This window comes from Bradyrhizobium sp. ORS 111, from assembly GCF_045571485.1.
GTDB lineage: Bacteria > Pseudomonadota > Alphaproteobacteria > Rhizobiales > Xanthobacteraceae > Bradyrhizobium.
Map to the genome: position 1 here is coordinate 2,832,381 of NZ_CP120701.1, position 24,039 is coordinate 2,856,419.

Sequence of the window (24,039 nt, forward strand, 5' to 3'; positions counted from 1 at the left end):
CGTGCTGTTATTCGGCCTTGCGCGCAATAACGAGTGCCCTTGGCACTGGGTTGCCCGACGCCGCAAGCCCCTTGCGCAAAAATATTTCGGTTTTCAAGAAGCGCGGCTCAAGGGAGGGCGAAACGAGAAGCAAAGCTCGGACAAAATATGTCGCGAGAGCGCGGATTTTTGCCCAAGTGGCAACCACAACCGTCGTTGCGAGCGAAGCGAGGCAATCTATGGTCCCGCATATTCGGAAGCGTGGATTGCTTCGTCGCTTCGCTCCTCGCAATGGCGGTGTTGAGACATCGCGTGAGAACTATCCCGTCGTCGTCCCGGCGGAGGCCGGGACCCATTACCACAAATGCTCGTTGCCGCGCGACACTGGGGCAGAGCGCGCTCATCACCAGATGCGGAGGCTGGGTCCTGGCTTTCCGCCAGGACGACAATCGGAAAAGGCGTGTCCGCCTCATTCCAAAGTCATGCTGGATGCGGCAGTTCGCGGCTTGAACTCACATCCATTATCCGCACAATGACCGCAACCCGCCATCCTTGCAGGTTTTTGCTCAGCCGAACAAACAATAGGGAAGAAACACGTGGGACAGATTGTGAAAGCCACGGCTGCCATCGCCGCGATGCTGCTCAGCGCGCCGGCCTTCGCCTGGGAGCCGACCAAGCCGGTCGAGATCGTGGTCGCGGCTGGTGCGGGCGGGGCATCCGACCAGATGGCGCGCATGATGCAGGCGGCGATCCAGAAGAACAATCTGATGAAGCAGCCGATGGTGGTCTCGCTGAAGGGCGGCGCGTCGGGTGCCGAAGCGCTGATGTATATGAAGTCCAGCGAGGGCGATCCCAATAAGGTGCTGATCGCCTATTCGCTGATCTACATGCTGCCATTGTCGGCCAAGATACCCTTCAACTGGCGAGATTTGACCCCGGTGTCGGTGATCGCGCTTGACCAGTTCGTGTTGTGGGACAATGCGTCCGGTCCCAAGACGGTCAAGGACTTCATCGCGGCCGCGAAGGCGGCGAGCGCGCCGTTCAAGATGGGCGGCACCGGCTCCAAGCGCGAAGACCACGTGCTGACGGTGTTCGTGGAGCAGAAGACCGGCGCAAAATTCTCCTACCTGCCGTATAAGTCCGGCGGCGAGGCCGCCACGCAACTGGTCGGCGGCCACACCGAATCCAACGTCAATAATCCCAGCGAGAATCTCGAGGTCTGGCGCGCCGGGCAGGTTCGCGCGCTCTGCGTGTTCGACAAGGAGCGTATCTCCTACAAGACCAAGGTTACCGACACGCAGTCGTGGAACGATATCCCGACCTGCAAGGAGGAGGGGCTCGACGTGCAGTACCTGATGCTGCGCGCGATGTTCCTGCCGGGCAAGGTCACGCAGGAGCAGCAGGCGTTCTATGTCGACCTGTTCCAGAAGGTGACGCAGACGCCCGAATACAAGGATTACATGGAAAAGCAGGCGCTGAAGCCGATCTTCCTCACCGGCAAGGATATGGTGCAATTCCTGGAGGATGACGACAAGCAGAACGCCACGCTGATGCACGAAGCCGGGTTCGTCGCGAAGTAGCGAGCCCAGGAATCACGGGCCGATTGTCTTGCCTTCGAAATTGACTTGCAAGGATCGGACCAGCGGTGATTACTGCGCCGCAGTCAAGTCGAACGTCCGGCGTCCCCCATTGGGCTGGGTCAACCCTCCGTCGCCGAACTGTGAGGAGCGATCATGGCCAAAGCCGTTCTCGGGATCATCGGCGGATCCGGCATCTACGACCTGCCCGGCCTGGACAACGTCCGCGAGGAGGCAATCCAGAGCCCCTGGGGCGAGCCGTCGGCGCCGCTGCGACGCGGCGAGATGGCGGGGCTGCCGATCGTGTTCCTGCCGCGGCACGGGCCGGGGCATGCTCTATCGCCCTCCGACATCAATTACCGCGCCAACATCGACGTCCTGAAGCGGGCGGGGGTCACCGACCTGGTCGCGCTGTCGGCGTGCGGGTCGTTCAGAGAGGATCTGCCGCCCGGCACATTCGTTCTGGTCGATCAGTTCGTCGACCGCACCTACAAACGCGAGAGCTCGTTCTTCGGCAAGGGTTGCGTCGCGCATGTGTCGATGGCGCATCCGGTGTCGCCGCTCCTCGCGGGGCGTCTTGCGACTGCGGCCGAAGCCGAGGGCATCGCATTTGCGCGCGGCGGCACCTATCTCTGCATGGAGGGACCGCAGTTCTCTTCGCTTGCGGAAAGCCTGACCTACAAGGCGCAGGGTTATTCGGTGATCGGCATGACCAACATGCCGGAAGCCAAGCTCGCCCGCGAGGCCGAAATCTGCTACGCCAGCGTGGCGATGGTGACCGATTTCGATTGCTGGCATCCGGGCCATGATGCCGTGACGGTACAGGACATCATCCGCGTGCTGAATTCGAACGCGGAGAAGGCCAAGGGTCTGGTCGCGCGCCTGGCGCGGGAGTTTCCGCACGAGCACGAGCCGTGTCCGATCGGCTCGGATCGCGCGCTGGACACCGCGCTGATCACGGCGCCCCCGGCGCGCGATCCCGTGCTGCTCGCCAAGCTCGATGCCGTTGCCGGACGGGTGTTGCGGTCGTGAAGACGTCTTCCAGGGGACGCGCGACGCGAAGGGCGTAGGGCATGAAGGTGGACGGACAGCATTTTCGCAGCATCTGGCTCGAACCAGACGGCTGGTCGGTCGGCGCGATCGACCAGCGGCGGCTGCCGCATGAGTTCATCGTCGCCAGGATCACGACGGCAGAAGAGGCCGGCGAGGCGATCCGCTCGATGCTGGTCCGCGGCGCGCCGCTGATCGGCGCCACCGCGGCCTATGGCGTCGCGCTGGCGATGCGCGCCGATGCGTCCGATGCGGCACTCGATCGGGCGGGCAAGATGCTGGCCGCAACTCGGCCGACCGCTATCAATCTGAAATGGGCGATCGACGAGATGCAGCGTGCGCTCGCGCCGCTGCCCGCTTCGGCGCGGACGGACGCGGCCTATGCCCGTGCCCGCGCGATCGCCGACGAGGACGTGGCGATCAACCGTGATATCGGCCGCCACGGGCTCGGCCTGATCGAGGCGATCGCTGCGACCAAGAAGCCAGGTGAGCCGGTCAACGTGCTGACGCATTGCAATGCCGGCTGGCTTGCAACCGTGGATTGGGGGACGGCGACCTCGCCGATCTACCAGGCGCATGACCGCGGCATCCCGGTTCATGTCTGGGTCGATGAGACGCGACCGCGCAATCAGGGCGCCTCGCTCACCGCCTGGGAGCTCGGTCATCACGGCGTGCCGCATACCGTGATCCCTGACAACACCGGCGGCCATTTGATGCAGCACCGGATGGTCGATCTCGCGATCGTCGGAACTGACCGCGTCGCCGCCAATGGCGACGTCTGCAACAAGATCGGGACCTATCTGAAGGCGCTCGCCGCGCACGACAACGGCGTGCCGTTCTATGTTGCGCTGCCGTCGCCGACCATCGACTTTCGTATCGACGACGGTCTCAGGCAGATTCCGATCGAGCAGCGCGCGGCGAGCGAGGTCACGCATCTGACCGGGCGTACCGCGGACGGGCGGATCGAGACCGTGCGCGTGGTGCCGGACGGCTCGCCGGCGGCCAATTTCGGCTTCGACGTGACCCCTGCGCGGTTGGTGACGGGATTGGTCACCGAGCGCGGGGTGCTCAGGGCGGATCGTGCTGCACTTGCGAGCGCGTTTCCCGAACGCTCCGGCGTTAGCTGAAGGCCGCATTGACCGTGACTGTATCAGCACGCTATCCGAATCGTTGCCTTCGCAACCCAGACCGTCTCATCTATGTCCCATACCGAACTTGATATCGTCGTCGACGATCCGACCGCGCCCGAGGACGACTCGCCCGCGGTGGTCAGCAGCGGTGCCGTTGACGTCATCACGTCGCTGCTGTTGCTCGCACTCGCCGCGATACTGGGGTGGGACAACTGGCGCACCGGCGCGTCGTGGGATTCGACCGGACCGCAACCCGGCTATTTTCCGTTCTACCTCTCGGTCATCCTCGGTGCCGCCAGCCTCTACGGCCTCGGCGCGGCGTTCGTGTCGCGCCGTGAGGCGGCCGAGACCTTCGTCACCCGCGCCCAGCTTCGCCGGGTGATGGCGGTGTTCGTGCCGACGTTCCTGTTCTGCCTCGCCACGCAGTATCTCGGGCTCTATGTCGCGAGCTTTCTGCTGATCGCGGGCTTCATGCGCCTGGTCGGCAAGATCGCGCTGTGGAAGTCGCTGCTGACCGCGTTCGTCTTCACCGCCGTGATGTTCGTGACCTTCGACATCGTGTTTGACGTCATCATGCCGAAGGGGCCGCTCGAAGCGGCCCTCGGCCGCTAGCAAGCCGACGGGGTTTCGCGACATGGAAGCCTTCGGTCTCCTGCTGCACGGCTTTGCCGTCCTGCTGACGTGGAAGACGCTGCTCTTGATGATGGTCGGGCTGGTGCTCGGCATTTTCGTCGGCGTACTGCCTGGGCTTGGCGGCCCCAACGGCGTCGCGATCCTGCTGCCCCTGACCTTCACGATGGACCCGACGTCGGCCATCGTGATGCTGTCCTGCATCTATTGGGGGGCGCTGTTCGGTGGCGCCATCACCTCGATCCTGTTCAACATCCCGGGCGAAGCCTGGTCGGTCGCGACCACGTTCGACGGCTATCCGATGGCGCAGCAGGGCAGGGCGGCGGAGGCGCTTACCGCGGCGTTCACCTCGTCCTTTGTTGGATCGCTGGTCGCCGTGCTGCTGATCACCTTCCTGGCGCCGATGATCTCGTCATTCGCGCTGCGGTTCGGCCCCCCGGAATTCTTCGCCGTCTATCTCTTGACGTTCTGCTCCTTCGTTGGTCTCGGCCGCGAGGCCAAGCACAAGACGGTGATCTCGATGTCGCTCGGGCTTCTGCTCGCCGGCGTCGGCATGGACACGGTGTCGGGGCAGTTACGCATGACGTTCGGCTCTGCCGAACTGCTGCGCGGCATCAACTTCCTGGTCGCGGTGATCGGCCTGTTCGGCATCAGCGAGATCCTGCTCACGATGGAGGAGCGCCTGGCGCTGCGCGGGCACGCCGCCGGCATCAGCCTGCGCGTCGTGCTCTCGGTGTGGAAGGACCTACCGAAATACTGGGTGACGCTGGTGCGCTCGTCCTTCATTGGCTGCTGGCTCGGCATCACGCCGGGCGGCGCGATCGCGGCCTCGTTCATGGGCTACAATCTCGCCAAGCGCTTCTCGAAGGATCCGGAGAGCTTCGGCAAGGGCCGCATCGAGGGTGTGTTCGCACCTGAAACCGCGGCCCACGCCTCCGGGACCTCCGCGCTGCTGCCGATGCTGGCACTCGGTATTCCCGGCTCCGGCACTGCGGCGATCCTGCTCGGCGGCCTGATGGTGTGGGGGCTCAACCCCGGACCGCTGCTGTTCGTCGAGCACAAGGATTTCGTCTGGGGCCTGATCGCCTCGATGTATCTTGGCAACGTCGTCGGCCTCGTGCTGGTGCTGACCACAGTGCCGATCTTCGCATCGATCCTGCGCGTGCCGTTCGCAGCGGTCGCGCCGATGATCGTGGTGTCCTGTGCGATCGGCGCCTATGCGATCCAGAACGCGATGTTCGACATCTGGCTGATGCTGGGCTTCGGCGTGGTTGGCTATGTCTTCAAGAAGATCGGCATCCCGCTGGCGCCGTTCACCCTGGCCTTGGTGCTCGGCAATCGCGCCGAGGACGCGTTCCGCCTGTCGATGATCGGATCGGGCGGCGACATGAAGGTGTTCTGGTCGAACGGCCTCGTCGGCACGATCACGACGCTCGCGATCGTGCTGCTGTTCTGGCCGGTGATCGACAGGGCCTTTGCCGGCGTCACACGTCTGATGCGGCCGGCAAGGGCCCGAGGTTAGACGACCTTGCGCTGCCGGAGTTCGGCGATCTCGTCCTTGCCGAAGCCGAACTCGGCCAGCAGTTCCTCGGTCTGCTCGCCGAACTCCGGCGGCCGCGCCGCCATCTTGCTCGGCGTCCGCGACAGGGTCACCGGTTGCCCGACGAGCTGAAGGGCCCGGTTCTCCTCGTTGGGCACGGCCTGCGCGATGCCGAGATGCTTGACCTGGGCGTCCTCGAACATCTGGTCGATCGAATAGATCGGCCCGCAGGGCACTCCGGCCTCGTTGAGCTCGCGGACCCAGGTCTCGGTCGATTTCTTCTCGGTCAGCGTGTTGATCTTCGCGTTCAGCGCATCGCGGTTCTTGGACCGCGCCGGCGCAGTGGCGTAGTCGGGGTCGGTGATCAGCTCGGGTGCCCCGATCGCCTGGGCGCAGCGCTCCCAAATCCGCCCCCCCGTGGTCGCGATGTTGATGTAGCCATCGGAGGTCTTGAACACGCCGGTCGGGATCGAGGTCGGATGGTTGTTACCGGCCTGCTCGGCCACCTCCTTCTCCATCAGCCAGCGCGCAGCCTGAAAATCCAGCATGAAGATCTGGGCTTGCAGCAGCGAGGTCTGGACCCATTGGCCTTGGCCGGACACGTCGCGCTCCAGCAGCGCGGTCAGGATGCCGATCGCGCAGAACAGCCCTGCGGTCAGGTCTGCCACGGGGATGCCGACCCGCATCGGGCCACCGCCGGGCGCGCCCGTGACCGACATCAGCCCGCCCATGCCCTGTGCGATCTGATCGAAGCCGGGGCGCTTGTGATAGGGGCCGTCCTGGCCGAACCCGGAGATGCTGCCATAGACGATGCGAGGGTTGATCTTGCGGATGCTCTCATAGTCCACGCCGAGCTTGAACTTGACGTCCGGACGGAAGTTCTCGACCACGACGTCGGCCTGCTCGGCCAGCCGCTTGAACACCTCGAGACCCTTCGGATCCTTCAGGTTGAGGGTCATCGCGCGCTTGTTGCGGTGTAGGTTCTGGAAGTCGGATCCGCCGCGCGGGCCGCCCGGCTGCTCGCCGCCGCCATCCTCCAGCAGGGCATCGATCTTGATGACATTGGCGCCCCAATCGGCGAGCTGACGGACGCAGGTCGGCCCCGACCGGACGCGGGTCAGATCCAGGACAGTGAAGCGGGAGAGGGCTTGGGACGCGCGAGGAAAGGGCATTGAGAACACCTCTTGTTTGGCAGGCCGTTCCAGAGTCCGGCCTCTGTGGCTTAGCCAATTTGGCGGGGCATTCCAACCGCCGCCCAATGGGGAAGGACGAGTGGCCGCTCGGAACGGCTATTCCGGTCGAGAGCACGCCCCGTCCCAGCACGATACCCGCAAATCTACGGAGCGCCGCGGGGCAATGGCCGCCGTTCTGCCATAATCTTTCCGGAAGCCGTAGTCGTTCTTTCGGCGTGCACCAATTAATGGTTTGCCAATGACGCTTGCGCAAGATTGCAGCAATCGACCGCGATCCGGCTGTGCTATCCTGCGGCCCTCGTCAATTCATTCATCCCAGATAATTCATTTCCAGGTACAGACAGTGTGATGCGAAAAGGTCATTTGTTGTCCGAGGATCTCGGAGTTTTCGGCTTTGATGATTGGGATGGTGCGGCGCTGACACCGGCATTGCCGGCGTCCAGTGCGATAGCGGGTGGGCCGGCCCTTCTGGATGATCCCGGCGATCAATATCCGCTGGCGGCGAATGCCGCGGCCGCTGCCACGAACGCCGGCTCCGCCAAGCCGGTGGCGACGATCGCCCAACTCGCCGACTATCTCGTCAATGGATTCTGGGCTTACAACAACACGGTAGCCCATCATTGGGCGTCGAATACAGTCACCTTCAACATCAGCGCGCTGAACGCCGCCGAGCAGGCGCTCGCTCTGTCTGCGCTCGAGGCCTGGCACGAGGTCGCCAACGTGACCTTCGTTCAGACCAGCGCCAGCGCCAATATCACCTTCGTCGACACGGGCTCGATGGCGGCCGTGACCAACGCCGTGTGGAACAGTTCGGGCATCATGAGCTCGGCGATCGTCGATATCAGCTCCGACTGGATCACGACCGACGGCGGTGCTTATGACGGCAAGACCGGAATCGACAGCTACGGATACCAGACCTACATCCACGAAATCGGTCACGCACTCGGCCTCGGCCACCAGGGCCCCTACAACGGCAGCGCGAGCTACTCGACCGACGCGATCTACGCCGACGACACCTGGCAATATTCGATCATGTCGTACTTCGCGGAAGATAACTATTCCGGAAGTTCTTATCGCTACGTCGTCACGCCGCAGATGGCCGATATCTATGCCTTGGACTCGATCTACGGCGCGGCAACCGCGACGCGGACCGGCAACACTGTCTACGGCTTCAACAGCAATGCGGGCGCGATCTTCAATTTCGCCAACTACAGCCAGCCACCCGCTTTCACGATCTATGACAGCGGCGGCAGCAATACGCTCGACTGCTCCGGATATTCGCTCGCGCAGACCATCGACCTGCATCCAGGCGCCTTCTCCTCGATCGGCGGCCTGGTCCACAACATCGGGATCGCAACCAACACGATCATCCAGACCGCGATTGCCGGCAGCGGCAACGACTCACTGATCGCAAACGACTATGGCTGCACGCTGGTGGGCGGTGCGGGCAACGACACTTTGATCGGCGGCGCCGGCGCCGACCGGCTGGTCGCCGGCTCCGGCGCCGACACCATGACAGGCGCTGCGGGCGCCGACACGTTCGTGTTTGCAGCCGGGGACGTAACCGCAGCGAGCGGGACGCATGATCTGATCACGGACTTTGTCTCGGGCGTGGACCACATCGATCTCAGTGGTCTCGGTACGTTCAGCTTCATCGGCGCATCGGCCTTCGACCATACCGCCAACGAGCTCGATTACGGCTACAACAGTGCGCTCGGCGTGACTATGCTCCAAGGCGACATCAATGGTGACGGAACGCCCGATTTCGCCATCGATTTGACGGGGAACGTTGCACTTAGCGTCAGTGACCTCTTGGGCGCTACCGCCGTGCCCCTCACTATCGAGTCGTTTGGTTCGACTACCCTGAGCAAGGTCGCCGGCAATTACTTTCTGTACGCGAGTGGTACGTCTTCTGGCCCATCGATCAAGTATCTCGGCGCAAATATTGTCTCGGGACAATTTGGCGGCTGGTCGCCGATCGGCGGCGAGGCGACCTCAACCGGATACGATGTTGCCTGGAAGCTTGCTGGAGCCGACGCGTACACGGTTTGGGCGACCGATGCCAATGGCAACGACACCGTCCAGCTGGTCAGCGCTGTTTCCGGCAGCAGCGCTGCGCTGGAGTCCCTCGAGACAACATTTCATCAAGATCTCAATGGCGACGGCGTGATTGGTATCTTTTCGAGGACGATCGAGTCACTCGGATCGACGAGCCTTGTGCAGTTAGCGAATGTCTACGACCTCAATCCCGTCGGCGGCGGCACCGGTCCGACGCTGAAATACCAGGGAGTGACGATCACGGCGGGTGAATTTCCTGGCTGGTCGCCGATCGGCGCCGAGGCGACCTCAACAGGATACGATGTTGCCTGGAAGCTTGCTGGAGCTGACGCGTACACGGTTTGGGCGACCGATGCCAATGGCAACGACACCGTACAACTGGTCAGCGCTGTTTCCGGCAGCAGCGCTGCGCTGGAGTCCCTCGAGACAACATTTCATCAAGATCTCAATGGCGACGGCGTGATTGGTATCTTTTCGAGGACGATCGAGTCACTCGGATCGACGAGCCTTGTGCAGTTGGCGAATGTCTACGACCTCAATCCCGTCGGCGGCGGCACCGGTCCGACGCTGAAATACCAGGGAATGACGATCACGGCGGGTGAATTTCCTGGCTGGTCACCGATCGGCGCCGAGGCGACCTCAAGCGGATATGATGTTGCCTGGAAGCTTGCCGGGGCTGACGCGTACACCGTCTGGGCCACCGACACCAACGGCAACGACACCGTCCAACTGGTCAGCTCCGTCCCCGGCAACAGCACCGCACTGCAAGCCCTTGAGACCACATTCCACCAGGACCTCAACGGCGACGGTGTGATCGGCATTCCCTCGACAACGATCGAATCGTTCGGATCGACCAGTCTCGTTCAGTACGGGAATGTCTACGACCTCAATCCTGTTGGCGGCGGCACCGGCCCGACGCTGAAGTACCAGGGAGCTGCGATCACGGTTGGCGCGTTTCCTGGCTGGTCACCGATCGGCGCCGAGGCGACCTCAAGCGGATATGACGTTGCCTGGAAGCTTGCCGGGGCTGACGCATACACCGTCTGGGCCACCGACACCAACGGCAACGACACCGTCCAACTGGTCAGCTCCGTCCCCGGCAGCAGCACCGCGCTGGAATCCCTGGAGACCACCTTTCACCAAGATCTCAACGGCGACGGCACGATTGGGATTCCTGTTAGTCAATCTGGCCTCGATTCGATACGATCGTTCGCGTCCACTATCTCGGCGGATGGAAACGTCGGTGGTCACCAGAATTCGTTCTTGTTTCGCGCCGTCCCTGGCGCAACGGAGGTCACGACGACGATCAACGCCGATCTGCCGGAACTCAGCAATTCAATCTCGAAAGCGAGCCCGCCAGGGGTGCTTTCCGAGATTGCAGATGTTCACTTGCCGGTGGACCATGGGGCGAATGTTCCCTTTGACCCGGGCCACATGACCGTAGCGGAGCTCAAGATGGCCGATCTGCATTGGAATGCTACTCTGATCCACTGACATAAGCGCCGACTTGCGACGGCTGAGGTTGACCGAGGCGCTCAAACGGATCAAAAGTTCCCAAGGTCGACTCGAGGGCATGGGCGAGCCACGGATGTTGCGCTAAGCATGTTCCCATCATGACACACGCTCGATCGAAAAATCACCGGATCGTCATTTTTGGCATTGGCGAAATCGCTGAACTAGCGGACTTCTACTTTACCCATGATTCCGAATACGAAGTCGCGGGCTTCACCGTCGACAGTGCGTTTCTCAAGCAAACGGAATTTCGCGGACGTCCAGTGGTCGCATTCGAGCAAGTCAGCGACGAATTCCCTCCTGAGGAGTTCGGATTGTTCGTTGCCGTGAGCTACGCGCGGATCAATGCGATCCGCGCGGAGAAGGTAGCCGCGGCGCGCGCAAGAGGGTATCGGCTCGCATCGTATTTGAGCACCCGGGCTACGATATTCCCCGGCTTTCAACTCCGAGAAAACTGCTTCATTCTGGAAAACAACACGATTCAGCCCTTCGCGACGGTCGGCGCTAACGTCACGCTGTGGAGCGGCAATCACATCGGTCACCATTCCAAGGTCGAAGATGACGTATTTGTGGCTTCGCAGGTTGTGGTGTCGGGCGGGGTGACCGTCGGGCAGGGAAGCTTCGTCGGCGTGAACGTCACGATCCGCGACCACGTTACGATCGGAAAGAGATGTGTTCTCGGTGCCGGCGCCCTTGTGCTGGAAGATCAGCCTGACCTTTCCGTAGTGGCGCCTCGCGGATCCGAGCGGTCCGCAGTACCTAGCACCCGCCTTCGGAGCTTGTGAGCCCGGTATGCCCTGGAAGCGTCTAGGCCTTGTGTTTGCACCGGATGGCCGGCATGCCTTTGCGCGGAGCCACGCTGCGCTGCCTGCGCCTGTGCATCTCGACGGCGACATCTTCCGCGTGTTCTACAGTTCGCGAGATGCAGAGAAACGATCACATGTTGGATGGATCGACATCGAGCTCACGGAAGTGCCGCGTGTCCGGCAGGTGGCGTCGGAGCCGGTGCTATCGCCGGGCGAGGATGGCACCTTCGATGACAGTGGGGTCGGAGTGGGCTGCATCGCGGAATCCGATGACGGCTTCGCGCTGTACTACATGGGATGGAATTTGGGTGTGCGTTCGCCCTGGCGCAATGCCATTGGTTTGGCGCGATCGCCAACATTGAAAGCGCCGTTCGAGCGATTTTCGCCAGGGCCTATCCTCGATCGTTCACCCGAAGATCCCTATACGATGTCGTACCCTTGTGTGCTGCGGCTCGGCCCGGGTGATTGGCGCATGTGGTATGGCTCGAACCTCCGGCCGGCCCTCGGCAATACTGATATGCAGCATACGATAAAGACGGCGCGATCGAGCGACGGCATTCGCTGGACACGAGACGGTGCCGCCGTCCTACACTTCGCGTCGGATGGTGAGTACGCGTTGGCTCGGCCGAGCGTGGTGAAGTGCGGTGACAGGCTGCTCATGTGCTTTGCCTGTCGCGGGGAGCGCTATCGCATTGGAGCAGCGTCGAGTAGCGATGGTACGAGTTGGACGCGGCTCGACGGGACGTTCGGCCTTGGCCCGTCATCAAGCGGTTGGGACAGCGAGATGACCTGCTATCCGGCTCTGTTTTGGCATCGTGGTCGATTGTGGCTCGCTTATAATGGTAACAGCTACGGTGCAACCGGCTTGGGCCTTGCCGTCTGGGAGGGCGAATTCCCGTTCTGACTACGGTCGCGCTCCGACGACAGTCGCGCCTTCTCAGTTGCTCGCTAGCAGCGATCGCTACGTCGCGCTCCCTTGGTGACGAACTAGGATCGTGAATTCGTACAAGCCGTAATCCTGCAGCAAGGCAATGGACCGACCGTACCGCTGCAGACAATGGGCAAGCATCCGCGCCGGATCGGCGTAGTAGAGATTTGACCGGCGGCGATCGGGATCGCTCGACAGGCTCAGGATATTAAAGCCGAATCCGCGCGTGCCGGCGCGGGCGAGAACATCCAAGGTCTGGTGGATGTAGCCCATCCAAACTTCGCTCGCGATCTCTCCCTTAACGTTAAAGATGCCGCTGGCAATCGCATAGTCGGCAGTCTCATTCGGTTCGGCTCCGATGCGCCATCGACGATCATCGCCTTCCCCATGAAGTTCCTGTGCCTTAGCGATCATGTTGGAGGCGATGTCGTACCCAATGAAGCGGCCTCGATAACCCGCACTTCTCAAAAAAGGCAGGAAATCGCCGAAGCCGCAACCGAGATCGATGACTGAACCATCAGGAATCGGCTCGATCAAACGCAGGAACTGGCGATGGCGAATCCGATGTGATTCGATCCCATTCCAGTCGACCCCCTGGGACGTTGGGCCATGCGCTTCAAGACGGGCGGAATAATACTCCGCAACGTCGTGCAGGATGCTGGACAAAACCGGATCGGTCATTGCGAGGTGTCCGCATTGGCAGGCGAGGTGCAACTCGCGAGTTTCGGCGCCGCTGCGGTATCCACATCACGGGTACGATGGATCCGACGGACCACCGTATAAGGTCGCCGCTTGGTCTCAGCTAGGATGCTCGCCATGTAGATCCCGAGGATTCCGAGCATCAACGTGATAAGGCCTCCGAAGAACCAGATCGAAATGATTTGCGAGGCAAAGCCGCTGACGCCGATGCCCACCGTAACATAACGCAGGAGGAAGAAGCCGATCATTCCGATCGAAGCCAAAAAAATCAGCAGTCCGGTGTAAAAAACCAGATAGAGCAGCCGCGTCGACGACGTCGTTAGGTGTTTTACGGCGAGGTCAACACGCATCCACAATGAATAAGTTGATGGCGAACTGGAGAGCTTCTCGACCACTATCTCATTCTGGCGAAATCCCGTTTGCTGCCAGAGATCCGAAATGACGAACTCGCGGTCGCGGTGCCGAATGAGGGCCTTGACATATTCCGACGTCATGAGCCTGGCTGTCACCAGATTTCGTGGGAGCGGCCGATCGCCGAGCGCGTTCACCAGGGCGAAGAATATCGCGCCCCCGATGCGTTCGATCAGGCCACCGCGCCTGGATCGTTGAATGCCATAGACCACGTCGCTGTCGCCTTGCGCGAAGCGCTGATGGAATAGTGCGAGATCCTCAGGCTGTTCCTCGAGGTCGCTATCGATCAGAAACACCAGATCGCCGCCCGCATGAGCGAGGCCGGTCATCATCGCTTTGTAGTGTCCGAAGTTGCGCGCAAGGTCGACTACGACCACGCGCGGATCGCGCCGGTGCAGCGCCAGGGCAAGATCAAGGCTGTTGTCAGGCGATCCATCGTTCACAATCACCATTTCGACTTCGGTAAAGAGTGCTTCTGCTGCCGTCATTGCTCGGCGGTAGAATTGCTCGATGGTCGCGGCCGACCGATACAGTGTTGTCACAATTGAGAGTTTCACGGACGGCTCTCTAGGCGGACATTGTCCATAGCGTAAGGTAGCGCGACGTTTGATTTCTCCGTACCATCTCGCAAGCTATCTCCAGTTGTTCTATCTTGCAGCGACAGCCGGTGAGCGCGCCCGCAAAATTCGTGTACCTGTGGGAAAATCCGAAACATTTCTTTGCTATCGAGTGAGCGCACGATCGTTCGTAGCACATAAGACTGCACCCCCGCACGCGCAGTGCTCGGCGCTTCAGAGTGATGTCCAGGTCCTCGAAATTGCTGCGGCCCCCGTCTTTGTCATTGTGGTTAGTACAAAAACACCTGTGAAAACAAATGGTTAATCGACATGCCCCGTCGGGCTCGGCTCTACGTGTATTATTCCTCATTTCCGTATTCGCCTTGGCTCCAGCCGTGCACCGGCAACGCGTACTTGAGTTTCCCGTGTGGGCGACGATGCCAATCCTTGTAGTTGCACTGCCCCGTGCAACGAGCTTTGCCGGTGCAACTTCCAACACCGCAGCCCGAGGGAAATCAATTGTCTGTATCCCGGGGCGCTATGGTGCACTCGCCATCCCATAGGCAATTACGGTTGGGGGCTCAATTTTTTGCTAATCGAAGAATCGGAGTGATTAGCCCACTTGCGTGCGACTGAAAAAGCGTGGTGACTCCGCGCCGGTGTTGAACAGGAGATCGAGCATGGTGACTGCATGCTCGAACGGGCCGTGAAGTTGCGGATATTCCGGATAACCTTCATAGTTCATCCATTCGCTGGCAATTCCCGCCGACGCGAACATTTCCTCGTCGAAGTAGGCGCGCGCCGAAGGGCCGCTCAGGTAGCAGTCTGCACCCGCCGAACGGGCGATACCCAACAGACGTTCGGTCTTGGTACCACATGACGGATATGTTGCATCCCGTGTGATACGGGTGGCGAGCCCCAGTACCCTCGCAATGCCCCGAAGGAAAATCTCATTGACATCGGTCAGCAACGGCTCCTTGTCGGCGAGTTCGTACCAAGTCCTGACTAGAGGTGCGAACTCCCCGAAAAATGGAGCGGACCGGTACGCCAGTTCCAGCGCGCGCCAGTGCTTTTCCGCCCAAGGCTTCTCGATATGGACCTCGTCTATTGCCTGATTGAACCGGCCTTTGGTCACCACTGGAATGGTGAGCCACTCGACGCCGTGGGCGGTTTTGATTCGGTTGCGATTGTGCCAATGTCGCTTCACGTATTGCATGCGATCGAAGATCACGTACTCGTCGCATCTGCCGACCAGGTCAAAGAAACCCTTCCAGGGAATGTAACAGGACTGAATGATGCAAATTCGCACGTGTCGCGTACCGGACAAATCGAGGTGGCCAAGTGGCTTCTAGCAGGCGGTGTTCTCGATGTTTATAGTGATCCGATGGTGAAAGCATCAAATATCCCGGTCCTTCTTCCAGTCCGTCGCGCGCGCTCGGCATGACCGCTCCAATTCTTCCCCGGCGGCGATGTCTTGCCTGCGCGTCCGAAGAGCCTCTGCCGGCGAGTGAGCCTGTCTGGCCGCTCGGCTGGCGGTGTCGAGCCTGTGGCCATCTGGTCGCCGAGCAGGACGGGATTCCAACATTCGCGCCGGAGCTGGCGGACACGATCAGTGGCATGGATCCGAAGAATTTCGAGATGCTCTCGAAAGTCGAGGCCGAGCATTTCTGGTTTGTCGCGCGCAACGAGCTCATTATTGGCCTCATGGACAAGTTCTTTCCCGGGGCGCGACGTTTTCTTGAGATTGGCTGCGGCAATGGAGCCGTGCTGCGCGCCGTCGCGCGATCGCGCAATTGGGAGCGGCTTGTCGGCTCCGAACTACATCCGACAGGGCTTGCTTTCGCGAAAAGGCGACTGCCGGCTCAGGTCGAACTCGTCCAGATGGATGCGCGCAACATTCCGGCTGAGAGCGCTTTTGATCTCACCGGCGCATTCGATGTGGTCGAGCACATCGCAGACGACGAAGCTGTGCTGCGCGGATTGCGTCGCGCGACACAAAGCGGAGGAGGGGCGATTATCACGGTGCCACAGCATCCTTGGCTCTGGAGCCGCGCTGATGACGTTGCCTATCACCAACGACGGTACCGGCGAGGGGAGCTCGAAGCAAAACTCCGTCGCAGCGGATTTGAGATCGTTTTCTCTACCTCCTACACGGCGCTGCTGCTGCCGGTGATGGTTGTGAGCCGCCTCAGCGCGAAGCACAAGCCCGGGAACGAGGAGGTAGTGCGCGAGTTCAACCTGAATCCCTGGGTGAACAGCATCTTCACCGCAATTTTGCGCGCAGAGGTTCGTGCGACGCTGTCCGGATTGACCTGGCCCGCCGGTGGCAGCCGGGTTGTCGTGGCCCGCGCGGCCTGATCGTTTGCTGCGGCGCGTGTCAGATCGTTCGGGAGGGTCTAGCACTTGCCGTGGCGGTGATCGCCAGCATCGGCGAGCCTAGGATACCCTAGGCACTACGTGTGTCCAGGATGGCTCAAGCGGTCCAATTTTCGATCTTCGTGCTGCCGTCGGGCGGCATCCCCCAAACCGAAAGCCTACGTGACCTGTACGTGTTCCCGGTCGACCCGAACCAGATGGCTCCGATATTCCTAATGTTGGCGATCTGGCACCGCTGGCGCGGACAAATCAGGAACCGGCATTGCAGCCTCACGGCCGATCTGAGGGGAGTGATCACGCCTTGAGGATCCCACCCAGCAGATCGCAAACCCGTTGTTGCTGGCTTTCGGTCAGCCCGACCCACATCGGCAGTCTGATCAACCGTTCGGACAACGACGTCGTCAGCGGCAGGTCGCCGTGGGCGCGTCCGAAGCGTCGTCCGGCCGGGGACGAATGCAGCGGCACATAGTGAAATACGGAGTTGACGCCGTTGTCCTTGAGCTTCCGGAGGACCATCTGGCGGTCGACGCCGGGCGCCAGGAGCACGTGGTACAGATGGCCATTGTGCCGGCAGTCTGCCGGCACGATCGGTCGGCGCAGCAATGCCTGCCGCTCCAGCTCTTCCAGGCCGGCATGATAGCGCTGCCATAGCGCGAGCCGTTCGCGGGTTATGCGTTCGGCTTCTTCGAGCTGCGCCCACAGGAATGCCGCGTTGATCTCGCTCGGCAGGTACGACGAGCCGACATCCTGCCAGGTGTATTTGTCGACTTCGCCGCGGTAGAAGCGGGCGCGATCGGTGCCCTTCTCGCGCATGATCTCGGCGCGCTGGACCAGCGCCGGATCGTTGACCAGCAGCGCGCCGCCTTCGCCCGCGATGACATTCTTGGTCTCGTGGAAGCTGAAGCTGCCGAGATCGCCGATCGCTCCCAGCGCGCGGCCCTTGTAGGAGGCCGCGACGCCTTGCGCCGCGTCCTCAACGACGGCGAGCCCGTGCCGTCTTGCGATCGCCATGATCGTGTCCATCTCGCAGCCGACGCCGGCATAATGCACCACCGCGATCGCGCGCGTGCGCGGCGTGATCGCGGCCTCGATCAGGCGCTCATCCAGATTGAGCGTATCCTCGCGGATGTCGACGAAGACGGGTACGCCGCCCCGCAGCACGAACGCATTCGCCGTCGAGACAAAGGTGAAGGACGGCATGATGATTTCGTCGCCGTCAGCGATGTCGAGCAGCAGCGCCGTCATGTCGAGCGCGGACGAGCATGAATGGGTCAGGAGTGCCTTGGCGCAGCCGGTCTGCTGCTCGATCCATCGATGGCAGCGCGTCGTGAAGCTGCCGTCACCGGACAGGTGCAGGGCACGCTGCACCTCGGCGATATTGTCGAGCTCCTTCCCGGTCATGTAAGGCCGGTTGAACGGAATAGGGTCAATGGCCACGGTGCTGCTTTCAGGCCTTGCGATGTCAGTGAAATTCGGCGCGGAGAACGCCAGATAGGCGGTTTCGGCGGGCAGAATCAACGGCCAATTCGCGCGCAGCGTCGGCTGGGGCCGCCGTCCGCCAACCCTCGACAATTGCCGCGCCGGCTGCTAGCCCGGTCCTGGTGCCGAAGGGGTTTTGCCTTGATGGACGAGGCACTTGAGGCGCATCGAAGCGATGGTCCGAAAGCTGGCATGGCGTTGAAAAAAGGTCCGTCGGATCTGCTCGGGAACTCGGCATGGAATGGGATCGCCTTCGCGGTCGCGGTGCTGCTCAACCTGGCGATCCTGCCGTTCGTGATCTTTCGTCTCGGCCTCGCCGCGTTCGGTGTCGCGGGGCTGGTGACGGCCTGCGTCGCGCCGGCCCTGATGTTCAGCAATGCGCTCGGTTTGTCGACGGCGCGCGAACTCGCGCAGAGGTTGGCGCCAGCCGATCGCGACGAGGCGCAGCGCTTCTTCGCGACCGCGCTTACGCTCGCCATCGTCGCGGGCGGCCTGATCGCGCTGTTGCTCGGCCTGGTCGGAGCACCCCTCGCGCGACTGGGATTTCATTTGGGCGGGCCGGCAGCCGACGACCTTGGGCTTGCTTTCGCATTGGCCGGCGCCGGCTGGCTGTTCCAATGCCTGTTCGCGGTCTTCCTCTCCCTGTTCACAGCGCGCCAGGACTATCGGCGGATCGCGTCGATCAGCATCGCGGGCACCCTGGTGACGACGATGTCGATGCTGCTGCTGATCCCGCTGGTGCCGCGTTCTTCGACGTTCCTCGGTTGCCAGGCGCTGGGCTTCGCGACGAATTTTCTGATGGCGGTGAGCTGGTCGCGACGCACGATCGGAGGGTGGCTGGCGCGACCTGCACTCGATCGCGGCGCGCTCCGCGCGCTTGTCAGGCTTGGCGGTTGGCAACTCGCGGCACAAGCCGGCGCGCTGTTTGCCGGGCAAGCGGATCGCTATCTGCTCGGAGCGCTGCTGCAGCCGCAGTTCGTCGGATTTTACAGTGTGGCGCAGCGACTGGAGGAGGCGGTCTATATCGGTGTGCTGAAGATCGGCGAGATCCTGTTTCCGTTCTTCAGCACGCTGCAGAGGGAGGCCGAGGACCGCAAGGTCGACCTGCTGCTGCGCTCGTCCTGGATCCTCAACGTGCTCGCCGCAAGCGCGCTTGGTGGCCTCATCCCGGTCGCGGGGGCGCTGCTGCATCGATGGACCGGCGCCGAGGTGGCCGCCGAAGCTCAACTGGTGCTGGTGGTGCTCTCAATCAGCGGGATACTGGGGTCGAGCGCCAATGTGTTTGCGTTCTATCTGCTGTCGCAGGGGCGATCCGGCTCCAACGCGCTGATCTCGTTGCTGACTGGAATCTTCACGCTGGCGACCAGCGCGATCGCGTTGCCGCACTTCGGCTGGCAGGCGGCGGGTTGGAGCACCTGTGTCGGCATGATCGCGCAGATGGTCACCACGGTCCTCCTGTTGCGGCGGACTTTCAGGCTTGCCGACATATGGTCGCGCGTCGTCCATTTCGTCTTGGTACCGCTCGGCGTCGGGATCGTGACGGCGCTGGCGCTGCGCGCCGAGCTCGGCCACGCATCATTCGACCACGCGCCGTCGTGGTGGTATGTGGTGTCGCTGTATGCGATATCAGCGGCGATGATCTTTGTCGCTGCCGTCGCAGCATCGCAACTTGGCCCCTATCGCGCGGTCTGCTGGCGGGATCTTCGCGCCATCGTGGCACGCTTCCTGCCCATCAAGGCCATCTAGACATGTGCGGTATCGCAGGCATCCTCAATCTGCGCGGCGCTCCCGTGGAGCCGGCCGAGCTCTCGCGCCTGAGAGGGCTGATCGCGCATCGCGGTCCGTTCGGGGAGGGGGCCTGGTTCAACGCCAAGCGTAATCTGGCGTTCGGTCATCGGCGGCTCGCGGTTATCGATCCCAGCGAGGGCGGCCATCAACCGATGGTGTCCGGCGACCGCCGTCACGTCATCGTCTACAACGGCGAGATCTACAATTTCCTGGAATTGCGTCGCGAGCTCGAGGCGACGGGCGCGGTCTTCCGCAGCCAGTCCGATACCGAGGTGATCCTTGCCGCCTGGCAGGCCTGGGGCGAGGACATGCTGCCGCGCTTCAACGGCGAGTGGGCGCTTGCCATCTATGACACGACCACGGACGAATTGTTCCTGGCGCGCGACCACTTCGGCATCAAGCCGCTGCTCTATGCGCTGACGTCCGAGCGTTTCGTGTTCGCGTCCGAACAGCGGGCGCTGGCGCGCAGCGGCCTGGTCGAGGTAACGATCGATTTGGACGTGGCGCGGCGGTTGCTGCTCGATCCGTTCGGGATCGAAGGCAGCGAGCGGACCTTGTTTCGCCAATTGCGCCGCCTGCAGGGCGGCCACTGCATGTGGCTTCGGCAAGGGCGCATCGAGCTGCGCCGCTGGTGGCGGACCGTCGATCATCTGCCCGAGATACCGACCAGCGAAGCTGATCGGGTGGTGCGCTTTCGCGAGCTGTTTCAGGATTCCGTGGCCTTGCGGATGCGCAGCGACGTTCCGATTGGAACCTGCCTGTCCGGCGGCTTCGATTCGTCGGCGGTGATCTGCGCCATGGCGTCGCACGAGAAGGCGGGGATGGGGCCGCGTGACAGCACGGCCTGGCGCCATGCCTTCGTCGCGACATTTCCGGGCGCGATCAACGACGAGCGCCCGATGGCCGAGGAGGCGGCCGCCTGGGCCGAGGTCAAGCCCACCTTCCTCGAAATTGGACGGGGGGATGCGCTCACCGATCTCGACCGGATCCTCGACGACAATGACGACGTCTATATCAGCCTGCCGAGCGCCGCATGGCTGATCTATCGCGAGCTGCGCCGCCAGAACGTCACCGTATCGCTCGACGGTCATGGAGCGGATGAATTGATGGGCGCCTACCTGCAGGAGGGCCAATCCGCGGCATTCCGAATTCGGAACGCAGCGGCAGCGCTCACCTCGCGACTGCCCTTGGCGCAGCGCGGCGTCGATATCCTTCGGGCGCAGATGATCAAGCGGCAGGGGCACTATTTCCTGCGCGGCGGCCTGTCGAACATCCCCGCGCCACTTCCGCTGGTCGGTGAAGATGATGAGCTGCCGCGCGAATGGGGCGCCCTGAACCGGCGGCTCTATCGCATGTTCCACGCGACCACGCTGCCCACCATCCTGCGCAATTTCGACCGGCTCTCGATGGCTCACGGGATCGAGGTGCGCATGCCGTTCATGGACTGGCGGTTGGTGAGCTATACGATGGCGTTGCCGGAAACCAGCAAGTCGTCCGACGGCTACACCAAGGTGGTGGCACGGCAGGCGATGGCGAACCGGATGCCGGAGAGCATCCGTACCGCACGCCGCAAGGTCGGTTTCAACTCGCCGATGCCGGAATGGCTGAATGGGCCATTGGCCGGCTGGACCAAGGATTTGCTCGGTCGCGACGTTCCAGCGTTTGCCGCAATCGTCGACGAAGCGCCGCTTCGCCAGACGGTCGACCGCTTGACCGAAGCACAAAGCTGGGACTGGGAGACGGTCGGCCGGATCTGGCCGTATCTAAACATGAAATGGATGTTGGTCAGGTATGCGTAACCCATGCGCTTGTTTCAGAATAGCGGCCTTTATCCATCCTATCTGCCGCGCCTCAACCAGCTCGCGCAGCATGCGTCGCACTTCGAGGCGCGGCGTGAAGTGTTTCTGCACGATCGCTTCGGCGCGCCGCACATCCTCAAACCGGTGCTGGATGGTGCACCCGACGCCTTCTTCACCAATGGCGACGATGAGGTGCTGCAGCGCCAGTGGGCGCGCGCGCAAGGGATGCCGGGGACGCCGGCGCTTGAAGCGATCCTGCTTGCGCAGATCGAGCACCACGCAACGGAGGTGTTCTACAATCTCGATCCGGTGCGCTACCCGAGCGCGTTCGTCGCCAAGCTGCCCGGCTGCGTCAAGACCACGCTCTGCTGGCGCGCGGCGCCGTCGGGCAACGCTGATCTCGCGGCTTATGGCGCGGTGCTCGGCAACTTCCCCTCCATCCTGGAGTCGTGGCGAGCTAAGGGCTGCCGGGCCGAGCTGTTCTTCCCCGCGATCGACCCGGTGATGGAGCAATATGGCGATGGCGAGCGGCCGATCGACGTGGCGTTCGTCGGCGGATACTCGCGGCATCACAGCGCGCGGGGCCGAACCCTCGAGCAGGTGGCGAGCCTGGCGGCCAAGCACGACATCGTCTTCTGTCTCGACGCGTCGCGGTTGACGCGGCTTGCCGAGAGCGCGATCGGCCGATTGTTGCCGCTGGGGAAGCACAGGCGCCCCGATGCCATCGCCGCCATCGCGAGGCCCCCGGTGTTCGGGCGCGATCTCTACGCGCTGTTCGGCTCGGCGAAGATCGTGCTCAATGGTGCGATCGACATGGCGGGGAGCGATCGCGGCAACATGCGCTGCTTCGAGGCGATGGGCTGCGGCGCGCTGCTGCTGTCGGATGCCGGCAGGTATCCGGACGGGATGGACCCCGAGCGGACGATCGCAGTCTACGAGACAGGCGATGACTGCCTCACTCGGATCGAGAATTGCCTGCGCGACTGGGATGAAATGAAGCTGAGAGCCGAGCGGGGGCGGCGAGTGGTCGGAGATTTGTATGGCAAAGAGCGCCAGTGGGCTCTATTTGGAAAGCTCTTGGAGCGCCTCTAGGAGCAGGCATGCACGTTGACGGTCTGGTTTTCAGGATCAAGGAGATCGCTGACGCGGTTGCGCTGCCTGTCTATGCGCTGCGAGGGCGTCAGCCCTGGTCGCTCGGCTACTATACGCGCAAGAAGTCAAGCATTCAGACCGCGATCGACACCGCCGCGGTTCAACCGGGGCGACCGCTGCCTGACGCGTTCGGCATCGGAATCGATGAAAGGGTCGTCGAATATCCATGGCTGTTCGAGCGGCTGTGCCGCGACGGCGTCGCGCTGGGGCGAATGCTCGATGCGGGCTCGACGCTGAATCATGAGTATATCCTTGGCCGAGATCCACTGCGCAAGGCGGACCTGACCATCATGACGTTGGCGCCGGAAAAGCGGTGCTATTGGTATCAGGGCTACTCCTATGTCTTCGGGGATTTTCGCAACACGAGGTTCGAAGATGGTGCCTTCGACACCATCATCAGCATATCGACCCTGGAGCATGTCGGGCTCGACAACACGATGCTCTACACCGACGATCCCACGAAGTCAGAAGCCAACAGGCATGGCTTTGTTGATGCGATGCGCGAGTTCCGGCGTATCACTGCTCCCGGCGGACGTTGCCTGATCACCGTGCCATATGGGCGGTATGAGAATTTCGACTGGTTTCAGGTCTTCGACAGGGACATGATCCGAACCTTGATCGATGCATTTGCGCCGTCGTCCTTTGAGCTGGAATTCTTCGGCTATGGGAAGGCGGGATGGCGGCGAGCAACAGAGGCCGACGTTGCCGATGCCACTGCATTTGACCCGCACAGCGGACGCGGCCGCCGCGACGACAGGGCCGGCTGTGCGCGCGCCATTGCCTGCATCGAGTTGATCAGATGAATCTCGATTACTGGCTGCAGCGGGTGGTGGGGCGCGCGACCTGTCGCCTGGGGGCGCGCGCACGGCTGATGCCGACAGCGCGGATTCGCAATATTCGCGGTGACAGCGACTGCATCGTCATTGGTGCGAGCAGCATTATTCGCGGAGAGCTCTTGACGTTCGCCCATGGCGGACGAATCGAAATCGGCTCGTGGTGTTATGTCGGGGAGAATTCGCGGATCTGGTCCGCTGGATCGGTGCGGATCGGCGACAGGGTGCTGATCGCGCATGATGTGAATGTCTTCGACAATCTGACCCATCCGGTGGACCATGTGGCGCGTCACCGGCAGATTCAGGAAATGTTTACCAAGGGCCATCCGCGTCAATTGGATCTGGATGAGCGTCCTGTCACGATCGGCGACGATGCCTGGATCGGAGCTGGCGCATTCCTGATGCGAGGCGTTCGGATCGGCGCCCGTGCAATTGTGGCTGCTGGCTCGGTTGTCACGGCGGATGTCGCCGAGGACACGGTTGTCGCCGGAAACCCCGCGCGTCTGGTAAAGTCGATCCTTGAAGGTTAGGTTGGCTGGACC

19 protein-coding genes are annotated in these 24,039 nt (G+C 62.3%); 14 read left to right on the plus strand and 5 right to left on the minus strand.

Annotated features, from left to right (window positions below; all coding sequences use genetic code 11):
- Positions 1-614 precede the first annotated feature (614 nt).
- From P6U30_RS12925 to P6U30_RS12945, 5 genes are all read left to right on the plus strand, one after another.
- Complete coding sequence (locus tag P6U30_RS12925; protein WP_407170444.1) at positions 615-1,559, plus strand: Bug family tripartite tricarboxylate transporter substrate binding protein; 945 nt, start codon at positions 615-617, stop codon at positions 1,557-1,559.
- Positions 1,560-1,712: 153 nt separating this feature from the next.
- Complete coding sequence (locus tag P6U30_RS12930; RefSeq protein ID WP_407169392.1) at positions 1,713-2,588, plus strand: S-methyl-5'-thioadenosine phosphorylase; 876 nt, start codon at positions 1,713-1,715, stop codon at positions 2,586-2,588.
- 41 nt (positions 2,589-2,629) lie between these two features.
- Positions 2,630-3,733 (plus strand): S-methyl-5-thioribose-1-phosphate isomerase, encoded by a 1,104-nt coding sequence (gene mtnA, locus P6U30_RS12935; RefSeq protein ID WP_407169393.1) that lies wholly within the window; start codon positions 2,630-2,632, stop codon positions 3,731-3,733.
- Positions 3,734-3,805: 72 nt separating this feature from the next.
- Positions 3,806-4,348 carry a tripartite tricarboxylate transporter TctB family protein gene (locus P6U30_RS12940; protein ID WP_407169394.1) on the plus strand — a complete coding sequence of 181 codons (543 nt, stop codon included), beginning with the start codon at positions 3,806-3,808 and terminating at the stop codon, positions 4,346-4,348.
- 22 nt (positions 4,349-4,370) lie between these two features.
- Positions 4,371-5,888 carry a tripartite tricarboxylate transporter permease gene (locus tag P6U30_RS12945; protein ID WP_407169395.1) on the plus strand — a complete coding sequence of 506 codons (1,518 nt, stop codon included), beginning with the start codon at positions 4,371-4,373 and terminating at the stop codon, positions 5,886-5,888.
- On the opposite strand, the gene P6U30_RS12950 is transcribed toward P6U30_RS12945, so the two are convergent.
- Positions 5,885-7,078, minus strand: a complete 1,194-nt coding sequence (locus P6U30_RS12950) for a CaiB/BaiF CoA transferase family protein (protein ID WP_407169396.1) — start codon at positions 7,076-7,078, stop codon at positions 5,885-5,887. The genes P6U30_RS12945 and P6U30_RS12950 overlap by 4 nt on opposite strands.
- 276 nt (positions 7,079-7,354) lie before the next feature.
- Here P6U30_RS12950 and P6U30_RS12955 point away from each other — a divergent pair, with 276 nt between their 5' ends.
- The 3 genes from P6U30_RS12955 (at position 7,355) to P6U30_RS12965 (ending at position 12,379) form a co-directional block, all read left to right on the plus strand.
- Entirely contained in the window at positions 7,355-10,651 is a 3,297-nt protein-coding gene (locus tag P6U30_RS12955) for a M10 family metallopeptidase C-terminal domain-containing protein (protein ID WP_407169397.1), read from the plus strand.
- 119 nt (positions 10,652-10,770) lie between these two features.
- Positions 10,771-11,454: an acetyltransferase gene (locus tag P6U30_RS12960; RefSeq protein WP_407169398.1), complete on the plus strand. Its 684-nt coding sequence runs from the start codon at positions 10,771-10,773 to the stop codon at positions 11,452-11,454.
- Positions 11,455-11,461: 7 nt separating this feature from the next.
- Complete coding sequence (locus tag P6U30_RS12965; protein ID WP_407169399.1) at positions 11,462-12,379, plus strand: hypothetical protein; 918 nt, start codon at positions 11,462-11,464, stop codon at positions 12,377-12,379.
- 57 nt (positions 12,380-12,436) lie between these two features.
- Here P6U30_RS12965 and P6U30_RS12970 read toward each other — a convergent pair whose 3' ends face one another.
- The 3 genes from P6U30_RS12970 to P6U30_RS12980 all read right to left on the minus strand — a co-directional run bounded on the left by P6U30_RS12970 (position 12,437) and on the right by P6U30_RS12980 (position 15,301).
- The gene (locus tag P6U30_RS12970; protein ID WP_407169400.1) at positions 12,437-13,084 is read right to left on the minus strand and encodes a class I SAM-dependent methyltransferase; all 648 of its coding nucleotides are present in this window, start codon (positions 13,082-13,084) and stop codon (positions 12,437-12,439) included.
- Positions 13,081-14,070 (minus strand): glycosyltransferase family 2 protein, encoded by a 990-nt coding sequence (locus tag P6U30_RS12975; RefSeq protein ID WP_407169401.1) that lies wholly within the window; start codon positions 14,068-14,070, stop codon positions 13,081-13,083. Before P6U30_RS12975 ends, P6U30_RS12970 begins: the two co-directional genes overlap by 4 nt.
- A gap of 613 nt (positions 14,071-14,683) precedes the next feature.
- The gene (locus P6U30_RS12980; RefSeq protein ID WP_407169402.1) at positions 14,684-15,301 is read right to left on the minus strand and encodes a WbqC family protein; all 618 of its coding nucleotides are present in this window, start codon (positions 15,299-15,301) and stop codon (positions 14,684-14,686) included.
- A gap of 386 nt (positions 15,302-15,687) precedes the next feature.
- Here P6U30_RS12980 and P6U30_RS12985 point away from each other — a divergent pair, with 386 nt between their 5' ends.
- A complete protein-coding gene (locus tag P6U30_RS12985; RefSeq protein WP_407169403.1) occupies positions 15,688-16,428 on the plus strand; it encodes a class I SAM-dependent methyltransferase in 741 nt (246 codons plus the stop codon).
- Positions 16,429-16,740: 312 nt separating this feature from the next.
- Here P6U30_RS12985 and rffA read toward each other — a convergent pair whose 3' ends face one another.
- Complete coding sequence (rffA, locus tag P6U30_RS12990) at positions 16,741-17,847, minus strand: dTDP-4-amino-4,6-dideoxygalactose transaminase (protein WP_407170445.1); 1,107 nt, start codon at positions 17,845-17,847, stop codon at positions 16,741-16,743.
- A gap of 270 nt (positions 17,848-18,117) precedes the next feature.
- On the opposite strand from rffA, the gene P6U30_RS12995 reads away from it, so the two are divergent.
- From P6U30_RS12995 to P6U30_RS13015, 5 genes are read left to right on the plus strand one after another with little or no spacing between them, the layout of a single operon-like run.
- Positions 18,118-19,671: a lipopolysaccharide biosynthesis protein gene (locus P6U30_RS12995; protein ID WP_407169404.1), complete on the plus strand. Its 1,554-nt coding sequence runs from the start codon at positions 18,118-18,120 to the stop codon at positions 19,669-19,671.
- Positions 19,672-19,673: 2 nt separating this feature from the next.
- A complete protein-coding gene (gene asnB / locus P6U30_RS13000) occupies positions 19,674-21,512 on the plus strand; it encodes an asparagine synthase (glutamine-hydrolyzing) (RefSeq protein ID WP_407169405.1) in 1,839 nt (612 codons plus the stop codon).
- A 3-nt stretch (positions 21,513-21,515) separates the two neighbouring features.
- Positions 21,516-22,604 (plus strand): glycosyltransferase, encoded by a 1,089-nt coding sequence (locus P6U30_RS13005; protein WP_407169406.1) that lies wholly within the window; start codon positions 21,516-21,518, stop codon positions 22,602-22,604.
- Positions 22,568-23,467: a methyltransferase domain-containing protein gene (locus P6U30_RS13010; protein WP_407169407.1), complete on the plus strand. Its 900-nt coding sequence runs from the start codon at positions 22,568-22,570 to the stop codon at positions 23,465-23,467. The genes P6U30_RS13005 and P6U30_RS13010 overlap by 37 nt, the downstream gene beginning before the upstream one ends.
- Positions 23,464-24,027 (plus strand): acyltransferase, encoded by a 564-nt coding sequence (locus tag P6U30_RS13015; protein WP_407169408.1) that lies wholly within the window; start codon positions 23,464-23,466, stop codon positions 24,025-24,027. The genes P6U30_RS13010 and P6U30_RS13015 overlap by 4 nt, the downstream gene beginning before the upstream one ends.
- Positions 24,028-24,039 lie beyond the last annotated feature (12 nt).

Bases quoted from the DNA above. Each gene is read 5' to 3' on its own strand.
- P6U30_RS12925 (WP_407170444.1), top strand. From the start codon at position 615: ATGCTGCTCAGCGCGCCGGCCTTCGCCTGGGAGCCGACCAAGCCGGTC.
- P6U30_RS12930 (WP_407169392.1), top strand. From the start codon at position 1,713: ATGGCCAAAGCCGTTCTCGGGATCATCGGCGGATCCGGCATCTACGAC.
- mtnA (WP_407169393.1), top strand. From the start codon at position 2,630: ATGAAGGTGGACGGACAGCATTTTCGCAGCATCTGGCTCGAACCAGAC.
- P6U30_RS12940 (WP_407169394.1), top strand. From the start codon at position 3,806: ATGTCCCATACCGAACTTGATATCGTCGTCGACGATCCGACCGCGCCC.
- P6U30_RS12945 (WP_407169395.1), top strand. From the start codon at position 4,371: ATGGAAGCCTTCGGTCTCCTGCTGCACGGCTTTGCCGTCCTGCTGACG.
- P6U30_RS12950 (WP_407169396.1), bottom strand. From the start codon at position 7,078: ATGCCCTTTCCTCGCGCGTCCCAAGCCCTCTCCCGCTTCACTGTCCTG.
- P6U30_RS12960 (WP_407169398.1), top strand. From the start codon at position 10,771: ATGACACACGCTCGATCGAAAAATCACCGGATCGTCATTTTTGGCATT.
- P6U30_RS12965 (WP_407169399.1), top strand. From the start codon at position 11,462: ATGCCCTGGAAGCGTCTAGGCCTTGTGTTTGCACCGGATGGCCGGCAT.
- P6U30_RS12970 (WP_407169400.1), bottom strand. From the start codon at position 13,084: ATGACCGATCCGGTTTTGTCCAGCATCCTGCACGACGTTGCGGAGTAT.
- P6U30_RS12985 (WP_407169403.1), top strand. From the start codon at position 15,688: ATGGATCCGAAGAATTTCGAGATGCTCTCGAAAGTCGAGGCCGAGCAT.
- rffA (WP_407170445.1), bottom strand. From the start codon at position 17,847: ATGACCGGGAAGGAGCTCGACAATATCGCCGAGGTGCAGCGTGCCCTG.
- P6U30_RS12995 (WP_407169404.1), top strand. From the start codon at position 18,118: ATGGCGTTGAAAAAAGGTCCGTCGGATCTGCTCGGGAACTCGGCATGG.
- asnB (WP_407169405.1), top strand. From the start codon at position 19,674: ATGTGCGGTATCGCAGGCATCCTCAATCTGCGCGGCGCTCCCGTGGAG.
- P6U30_RS13005 (WP_407169406.1), top strand. From the start codon at position 21,516: ATGCGCTTGTTTCAGAATAGCGGCCTTTATCCATCCTATCTGCCGCGC.
- P6U30_RS13015 (WP_407169408.1), top strand. From the start codon at position 23,464: ATGAATCTCGATTACTGGCTGCAGCGGGTGGTGGGGCGCGCGACCTGT.